At 56.2% G+C, this 7,128-nt stretch carries 10 protein-coding genes and 1 pseudogene; all 11 read right to left on the reverse strand.

The features are described 5' to 3' along the window. Positions 1–87: 87 nt before the first annotated feature. Entirely contained in the window at positions 88–936 is an 849-nt protein-coding gene (locus Q1M04_RS13480) for a class D sortase (RefSeq protein ID WP_300448194.1), read from the reverse strand. Further along, a complete protein-coding gene (locus Q1M04_RS13485) occupies positions 933–1,823 on the reverse strand; it encodes a hypothetical protein (protein ID WP_300448197.1) in 891 nt (296 codons plus the stop codon). Before Q1M04_RS13485 ends, Q1M04_RS13480 begins: the two co-directional genes overlap by 4 nt. A gap of 82 nt (positions 1,824–1,905) precedes the next feature. After that, complete coding sequence (locus tag Q1M04_RS13490; protein WP_300448199.1) at positions 1,906–2,298, reverse strand: type II toxin-antitoxin system RelE/ParE family toxin; 393 nt, start codon at positions 2,296–2,298, stop codon at positions 1,906–1,908. A 15-nt stretch (positions 2,299–2,313) separates the two neighbouring features. Continuing rightward, positions 2,314–2,697, reverse strand: a complete 384-nt coding sequence (locus Q1M04_RS13495; RefSeq protein ID WP_300448201.1) for a hypothetical protein — start codon at positions 2,695–2,697, stop codon at positions 2,314–2,316. A gap of 91 nt (positions 2,698–2,788) precedes the next feature. Next, positions 2,789–3,838, reverse strand: coding sequence for a ParB N-terminal domain-containing protein (locus Q1M04_RS13500; protein ID WP_300448204.1), 1,050 nt, complete (start codon positions 3,836–3,838; stop codon positions 2,789–2,791). Then, complete coding sequence (locus Q1M04_RS13505; RefSeq protein WP_300448208.1) at positions 3,831–4,664, reverse strand: ParA family protein; 834 nt, start codon at positions 4,662–4,664, stop codon at positions 3,831–3,833. The genes Q1M04_RS13500 and Q1M04_RS13505 overlap by 8 nt, the downstream gene beginning before the upstream one ends. A gap of 371 nt (positions 4,665–5,035) precedes the next feature. Next, positions 5,036–5,851, reverse strand: a complete 816-nt coding sequence (locus tag Q1M04_RS13510) for a hypothetical protein (RefSeq protein WP_300347031.1) — start codon at positions 5,849–5,851, stop codon at positions 5,036–5,038. A 13-nt stretch (positions 5,852–5,864) separates the two neighbouring features. Next, the gene (locus Q1M04_RS13515) at positions 5,865–6,056 is read right to left on the reverse strand and encodes a hypothetical protein (RefSeq protein ID WP_300347028.1); all 192 of its coding nucleotides are present in this window, start codon (positions 6,054–6,056) and stop codon (positions 5,865–5,867) included. Positions 6,057–6,101: 45 nt separating this feature from the next. Then, on the reverse strand, positions 6,102–6,410 hold the full coding sequence (locus tag Q1M04_RS13520) for a hypothetical protein (RefSeq protein ID WP_300347026.1): 309 nt from the start codon (positions 6,408–6,410) through the stop codon (positions 6,102–6,104). A 41-nt stretch (positions 6,411–6,451) separates the two neighbouring features. Next, a pseudogene (locus tag Q1M04_RS13525) lies at positions 6,452–6,709 on the reverse strand (MATE family efflux transporter); the annotation flags it as partial. Positions 6,710–6,900: 191 nt separating this feature from the next. Continuing rightward, positions 6,901–7,128, reverse strand: a 228-nt coding sequence (locus Q1M04_RS13530; RefSeq protein ID WP_300448213.1) for a hypothetical protein, incomplete at its 5' end; no start/stop codon positions are given.

A 7,128-nucleotide genomic window follows, 5' to 3' on the forward strand; every position in this document is an offset into this window, starting at 1 on the left:
GGTCTGTCAAAGGTTTATTTTATTTCCCTACGCCGAAAAAACGTCTTTTCAACATTCCACCTTTCTTAAATAACATTTTTGCGCATTTTAGGTGGTTTTTTCTACCGCCTGGACGCAAATTCTTTTTTCCGGCTGATTGGCCAGACAGGTGGTCAGCGTGATGCGGTTATCATTGGTGGCCTGCAAATAGCTCCAGTCGGAATTGGAGATGGTCTTGACGGAAACCACCGAATACGTCCGGGTGCCGTGTACGGTGGTGTACGTGATGGTGTCCCCGTACTCCAGATCCTTGATGGAGCCAATCGTATACTTGGCCCCTCGATTATGCCCACACACTCCAACGTTGCCGTCCCAGGCCGAGGTGGAGCTGTAATGCCCCAGCCCCTTCTTCATGCTCTCGTTGGTTTCGCCCTCCCACACTTTCATGTTGATATCCAGGGAGGGGATTTTCACCGTTCCGATGCTGCCGTCGCTCCGCTTCATTCCCTCGATGCTGGTGTAAGCCGTTTTCTGAGACGTATTCTGCGAACCGCCGGGCTGGCTGACCGAGGTGGAGGGTAGAAACGCCTCCGTACCCCCGGCGGAAGCGCCGGCTTCCGTCAGCACCGTAATGGGCCCGCCGCCGCTGACGCCGAATCCGCCGCTCCCGGTGCCGTCACTGGTGGCGACCGCCGCCTGGAGGCCGGGCAGCGTTGTCCGCTCCATTACGCCGGTCTGCGTAGTGCTGAACAGGCCGTACTCCAGCTCGGGAATCTGGTAGTCCACCACGTTTTTGCCGCCGTAGTTGTATTGGGAGCCGTAGACGTCCTCATAGGACCCGCTCTTGTAGAAGTCCTGGGGCGCGGCGGTGCTGAAATTGTAGTCCATCGCCTGGGCGGGCAGGGCCAGCAGTGCCGCCGACAGAGCCAGGCCCGAAACCCATCTTTTCCATTTCATCTGCTTTCCTCCTCATGTTCTCCCGGTTCTTCATCCCGGAACTCCTGTACTTCTCTGCGGGACCGGAGCAGCATCACTATCAGAACAGCAAGCAGCGCCAATCCCAGGCCGCCGATCACATAGGGCACATAGCCCGGAAGCGTATTCCCGATGTGCTTAGCGGCAGCTTCCGCCGTTCCTCCTTCCGTTCCCAGATACATCACCCTGTAGGTGACGCTCTCCACGCCATCCCGCGAGATTTCTCCCGCATAACCGGCAGTAGTGACATAGCCAGTGGCAGCTTTATAATAGGACTTGCCAGAGTAAGTAGCGACCGCCTGATAGGAAGCCGGGGCCAGGGCGTCGCCCACCAGGTCCGTTCCCGTCACCTGCCAGTCCACACCAGAGAGATTTAAGGTGACGCCGTTTTTGACCGTGGTGGCGGGAACATAGGACATATCGTTCCGGTCCACCGGGCCGATGGTTTTGGTAGCCGTGACGGTACTGCTCCGGATCTCATAGCCGGACGCCTCCGTATGGATGCTGGTATGATCCAGGGTCAGAGTACCCTTGTAGGTGCCGTCGTCATAATCGACGGAGGGTTCCAGCTGCTCCAGAATCTTGGAGAGGTCATTGCTGGCCGTTTCCACCGTCACCGTCTCCCGGCGGTAGAGGGTGTCGGACAGCAGGTTTTCCTCCTTGACGATATCCGCAAAGGTGTAGAGGTAGCCCTCCTGTTCAAAGGGTTCCTCGATCAAGCCCTGCGGGTCGGCGTCAGGGTGTAGAACATAGGTCTTGATAAGCTGCTGGCTGCCGTTGAGATTCTGGACCACGGTATCCGTGGGTACCTCCAGCGCCAGGGCATTGACCGACAGGGCCAGCAGCAGGCACATGCAGAGCTTTTTCATTGCGGCTTGGGCCTCCTTTTCCATAAAAATACCATGCCGGCGAACGCCAGCATGGCCGCGAGGGTAATGCCGTGGGTGTGCTTCATCTGTGTTCCTCCTCAATGATATATTCTACCGCGTGTTCCGGATGGTCCCGGAGCAACGACAATAGTTTCAGAGAGCGCTCCAGCGCCTGCATAGTATCCCGGGACTGGCGCTTTTGGAATGCGTGCAGGAGCAGGATTTCTCCATTCGGACGCACGGTGAAAATCACCCGAATGACAATGCGGTTCTTTTCCCGCAGCTCATAAAAATCCCGGTACTTCTCAATGGAGAAGTGCTTGTAGTGAGGCTCCTTCAGCCCAGCGGGCGGTGTGCGGGACAGGCGGAAGATCTGCCAGACCAGCTTTTCCCGCAGCTTCGGCTCCAGGCCATCAATAAAGGTTTCAACCTGGGAAACCCCGCCAGGCGGTTTATAAACTCTGATATTTTCCATAATTTTTCACCCCCTTTATCTGTCTTGATTGAGCTGCTTCAGATGGGCCGTGAAGCCCGCCGCGAACAGCTCCGCCGCGACCGGATTGCCGCTGATCCACCAGACCGGGTCCGGCAGCGTGCGGTAAATGGCATCGTACTGCAAGCACACCAGCAGGAATTTTTGCTTTCCCGCGGCGTTCTCCGCTGACTCGGACAGGTTTGAGATCAGTTCCTGAACGTCTTCATAGCTCTCAAAGTAGTCACAGAGATCATCAAAGAACTGGCCCGCAAACACGCAACTGCATACTGTGATGGCATCCCGGTCCGGCTTTCCATTTCCGTCTGTCAGGCCCATGCGCCGCAGACGGTCAGCGGCGGAATCGTCGAAGGGACTTTGCGCCCTTCTGCCTTCGTACATGATTTGTCACCTCCCTCGGGGCATAAAAATAGCCTGACGCCGCAGATGCGACGCCAAGCTAATTTAATTCGGTTTTTTCTATTTGTTGCACTTAGACGTTTTTAGTTCTCTCCCGCAGAAATTCCAGAAACAGCGCCTCAATCTCCTGATCACTGCCCAGCCCTTCCAGGTAAGGAGCGAACCGTTTGCGGTTGAAGGAGATTTTCTTGGGCGGGGCCATCATGCGCTTCTCTGCGGCGTCCCTGACCTCCCTCCACGCCGCATAGACTGCCTGCCGGTCCGCCGTGGGCGGCGGGCATTTGCGGACGATATGCTGCATTGCGGCCTTATTGATCTGATAGCCCTCAATACTGCATATCTCAATAAACGCTTCCTGGGATGCCATATCATAGTCCGCCATGAGGTCCGCGCAGGCGAGGTTCAATCGCTTCGGGGAAGTTTCCAGAATGTCTTGAAGCGGGGGAATCAGCAGCGTCAGCTTGACGGCCTTACGAATCTCGTACTCAGTGACACCGAAGAACTCCGCTACCAGTTTGCGGGCATTGTATCTCTGCCGTCCTCGCTCTAAAAGAACCTCCTTCTCCGCTGCATCAAACTTTTGGCGATTCTCGCCAAAAGTTTCATCGTCCCTATCAATGTACCACTGGCCATGCCGGTTCTTGGCGTCCAGCAGAGCACGATAAGCCTTGCCACGCTCCACAACGGAGAGATTTTGCCTTTGAATCAAGTTCGTGGAAGTCGCGATTACAATAGCCCGTGCGTCATCCGCCTCTACGATCTCGGTAGGAATTACATCCCATCCGGCCAGTTTGGCCGCATTTGCCCGGTTATGTCCAGCGAGAATCTCATAACTACCCTTGGGAGTCGTGGGCCGGACAATGATCCGCACCAGCAATCCCTCCTCGTTCAGCTGCTCCGCAAAGGCTTGGAGCTGGGCAGGCGAGTAGGGGCGAAACCCAATATCTGCTGTGAAGAAGGGGACCAGCTTATCCAGCGGCAGAGAGCGAATCTGCACTTCTCCGGGAGGCGGGGCCTCCCGGAAGAGTTTTTCATACGCCTGATCGCTGGCTTGCAGCTCAGATGCCTGCTGGCTGGCCGTCATCCGCTTCTTCAACAGATCATTCATAGCCGCTTTAGCCAAGCCGCAGCACCTCCTCCGCCAAACTGCGATAGCTGAGAGCGGCGGCATTTTTCGGGGAGTAGTCAAAGATGCTCTGACCAGCGGCGGGACACTCCGCTACCTTGATGGAGTATTCAATGGGCTGCTCAAAAACGTGGAACGCCTCGCCGTAGATATCCCCCACGCTTTCCCGGACACTGCGGCAGAGCTGGGGCCGGGACTGATACATGGTCAGCAGGATGCCGGCGATTTTGAGCGCCGGATTGAACTTCGTCTGCACAGACCGTACCAGCTCCAGGACCTCCGGGATGCCTTCACTGGCCAGGAAGTGAGCTTGGACCGGGATAATGCAGTAGTCTGACGCTGCCAAGGCATTGACGGTCAGAAGCTCTTGCTTTAAGCCGCAGTCTATGATAATATAATCGTAGTCAGCCCGGAGGGGAGCCAACAGGTTGTCCATAACCTTCTCGCAGGACCGTTCCGCATCTCCCACCGCGTTATACTGGGAGAGCTGCATGACCTGGAGCCGGGCGGCGGCATCCGCAAGGCGTCGGTTAGCGGGTATCAGGTTCGGACCGGCCTCGGTATGCAGAACCGCTCGCTTCAAGTGAAGCTCCAGATCCTCCGGGTAGTCGATGGTGGCCAGCAGCAGATTCGCCATAGTATACTTCTGCTCTGCCTGGGTGAAACCCAGGGCGGCGGTCAGATTTCCCTGGGGATCGTTGTCCACTAGCAGGACCTTCTTACCGGAGGCGGACAACGCCGCCCCCAGGTTCAATGCCGTGGTGGTCTTGCCGACACCGCCCTTTTGATTTGTCACAGAAATCAGTTTGCAAATTTCACTCATAGTTGTTTCCTCTCTGCGCAAGTTATGTGGAAAATTGAGGCATGTTCCTGCTCTGAACACAAGACAACCCCACAATACTTTGAGATATTATAAAACAACCTCAAATGTCCTCTTGCGAAATATGTTGCAAATTTCTATTCCATCAACACGTGAATCCGTTGGTACGCAAGGCTCTCGGCGTTTTCTTGCTTTCTGCCTTTTAAGCAGTGGGTCCGGGGTTCGAATCCCCGCCGGGTCACCAAGGAACCCCTAGAACCGCAATGGTTCTAGGGGTTCTTAACATTCCCGTGTTTTTGCCTTGTTAGTAACGCGTTAGTAACCGTGAGCGCAAGAAGGCTTTATCAAAAGGGAGGGCAAGTGCCCTCCCTCTCTCACATTACCACGTACTCATAGCACTTGGCCAGCTTCTCCCCGCCCTGGTTCCGGGCGTCCTTGTCCTCCAAGAACGCCTTTGCCATGTAAACGTAGAAGTCCATGCTGTTGGCGTTGACCTTTTCCGCTACCTTGGCGTAGTCGGAGTAGATCATATTCATTGCCACCCAGAATTCCAGGGAATCGCAGTTAATTCCCCGCTGCGCCCGGGCCTCCTCGGTCTTCTCCATAGTCCAGTGCGGGCCGGTGGTTCCGTCGGCGTTTTTCATCCGCTGGACCCACTCCTGGGCCATCTCCCGATCAAAGGGCCGGCCGCCGCTTCCGGAGCCGTGGCCGCTCATCCGCTCCCCGCCCCGGTAGGACATCTCATCCATTCCCCGGTGTCCGGCATCGGTCCGGTACTCCCGGGCAAACTCCGGGGGGCGCTGGTCCATATCGCCGGACATGCGGAAGCCAATTCTGTTCATGGGACGCTGCCCTCCTCTCTCTCCGCCATAGTCCTGATAGACGGGTGGAACATAGGGCGTGGTCATGGGATAGCGGCTTTCCGGGCCTCGATACGCCTCCCGGTCGTCCCAGTAGCGGCTTTCTACCCACGACCCACCGTCATTTTGCGGGGCAAAGCGCCCGTTGTCGTAGTGCTCCCGGCCCCGGCGGTCCCGGAAACGGGAATCCGGCCCGTTGTAATCGCTCCCCCCATAGTCCATACGGCCCCCCCGGTCATATTCATACCGGGGGGAACTAGAACGGTCCATGTCCCGGCGGGTCCGGTCCTGGGCAGAGGTCATGAGGATCATTCGTCCAATTCGATTCATGGTTTCCCTCCTCTCAGGTCGTGGGCGCGGGAGGCGCGGCGGGGGCCGTGCCGTCAATGCTGGCAAGGGAATTGTCCGGGCAGGGGCATGTCTTGCCAAGTAGGCGGAATGTGCCGCCGGTAGCGCTGGTGGAGACCACGGCGGAATACCTGGTTCGGGTGCGGATGCCGCACGCGGTCACCTGGGCGCAGCAACGGTTAGTCAAAGAGGTTAGCCCTTTCAAATAGGTCAAGGACCTGCGCCGCCCTTGTCATTCCGCACCCCCGGAGACGATCTCCTTAGTCTGCACCAGGGCCTTTCGATTCTCCGTGTTGATCTCCCAGACGGCCCCCTCAATCATGTTAATGACCGCCTCGGTGACCGCAACGCCCATGGCCCGCAGCTGCTCCTGGACAAACTGCCGCCGCTTTTCCCCGGAGGGGTCCTGGTCGTGATACAGCTGCTCCGCCGCCCGGGCAAACGCCTGGACCATTTTTCGGATATCCTCCCAGACGGCAGCGCCCTTCTGCGCAATCAGCCACGCCTTCAGCTTCGGCGTCAGATAGGCCAGCAGGCACACGGCGAACGCCGCCAGCAGATTTCCAATGATTTCATACAGGTCAGGCTGATGCTGACAAAGGCACAGCAGCCGTCACCGATCATCACCGCGATGGACAGCGCCACCACCGTCAAAGGAAACACCACCGTATTGGCGGCGTTGCCGTAGGAGCCGAGATAGTCTGCGTTGGCAATAAAAATCTGATCCACGATGTTATAAAGTGCTGCCACCAGCAGAGAGATGACACAGGGGACGGCGTACTTTGCCATCAGCTTTCCGATCCGTTCTGTTTCAAGAAAGGTATTCGCTTTTTGTTCCACAGATTGTTTCCTCCTCTGAACATGAGAAAGCGCCCGGCGAGAAGAGCTGGACTTATGCCTTCTGGCCGCGCGCTTTCTGGTATTGATTTTTGAGACAAATAAAAACAACGTGCAGCAATCAACCGGATTTACGCGGTGACGCTACACGTTGCGATTAAAATGTAGCAGATATGGGCCGAAAAGTCAAGCCCTCAATTTTCTAAAATCTTTTTAGGTTCTTGATGGAGTTTATTTGCACAAAAAGAGAAATCTAAATCATGAGTCTCACATTCCCCCTTGACAACAGCTTTAGGGAAACGCTGATTTAATCCCCCGAAATGATAAAAGATGTGATAAAATAAGGGAAAGGGGGCGCGGAGTATGAAACAGGAAAGTTTTAGCGATATGGAATATAGATGCCGGAAAAAGAAAACAAAACG

Source organism: uncultured Oscillibacter sp. (assembly GCF_950073225.1).
Lineage (GTDB): Bacteria > Bacillota > Clostridia > Oscillospirales > Oscillospiraceae > Oscillibacter.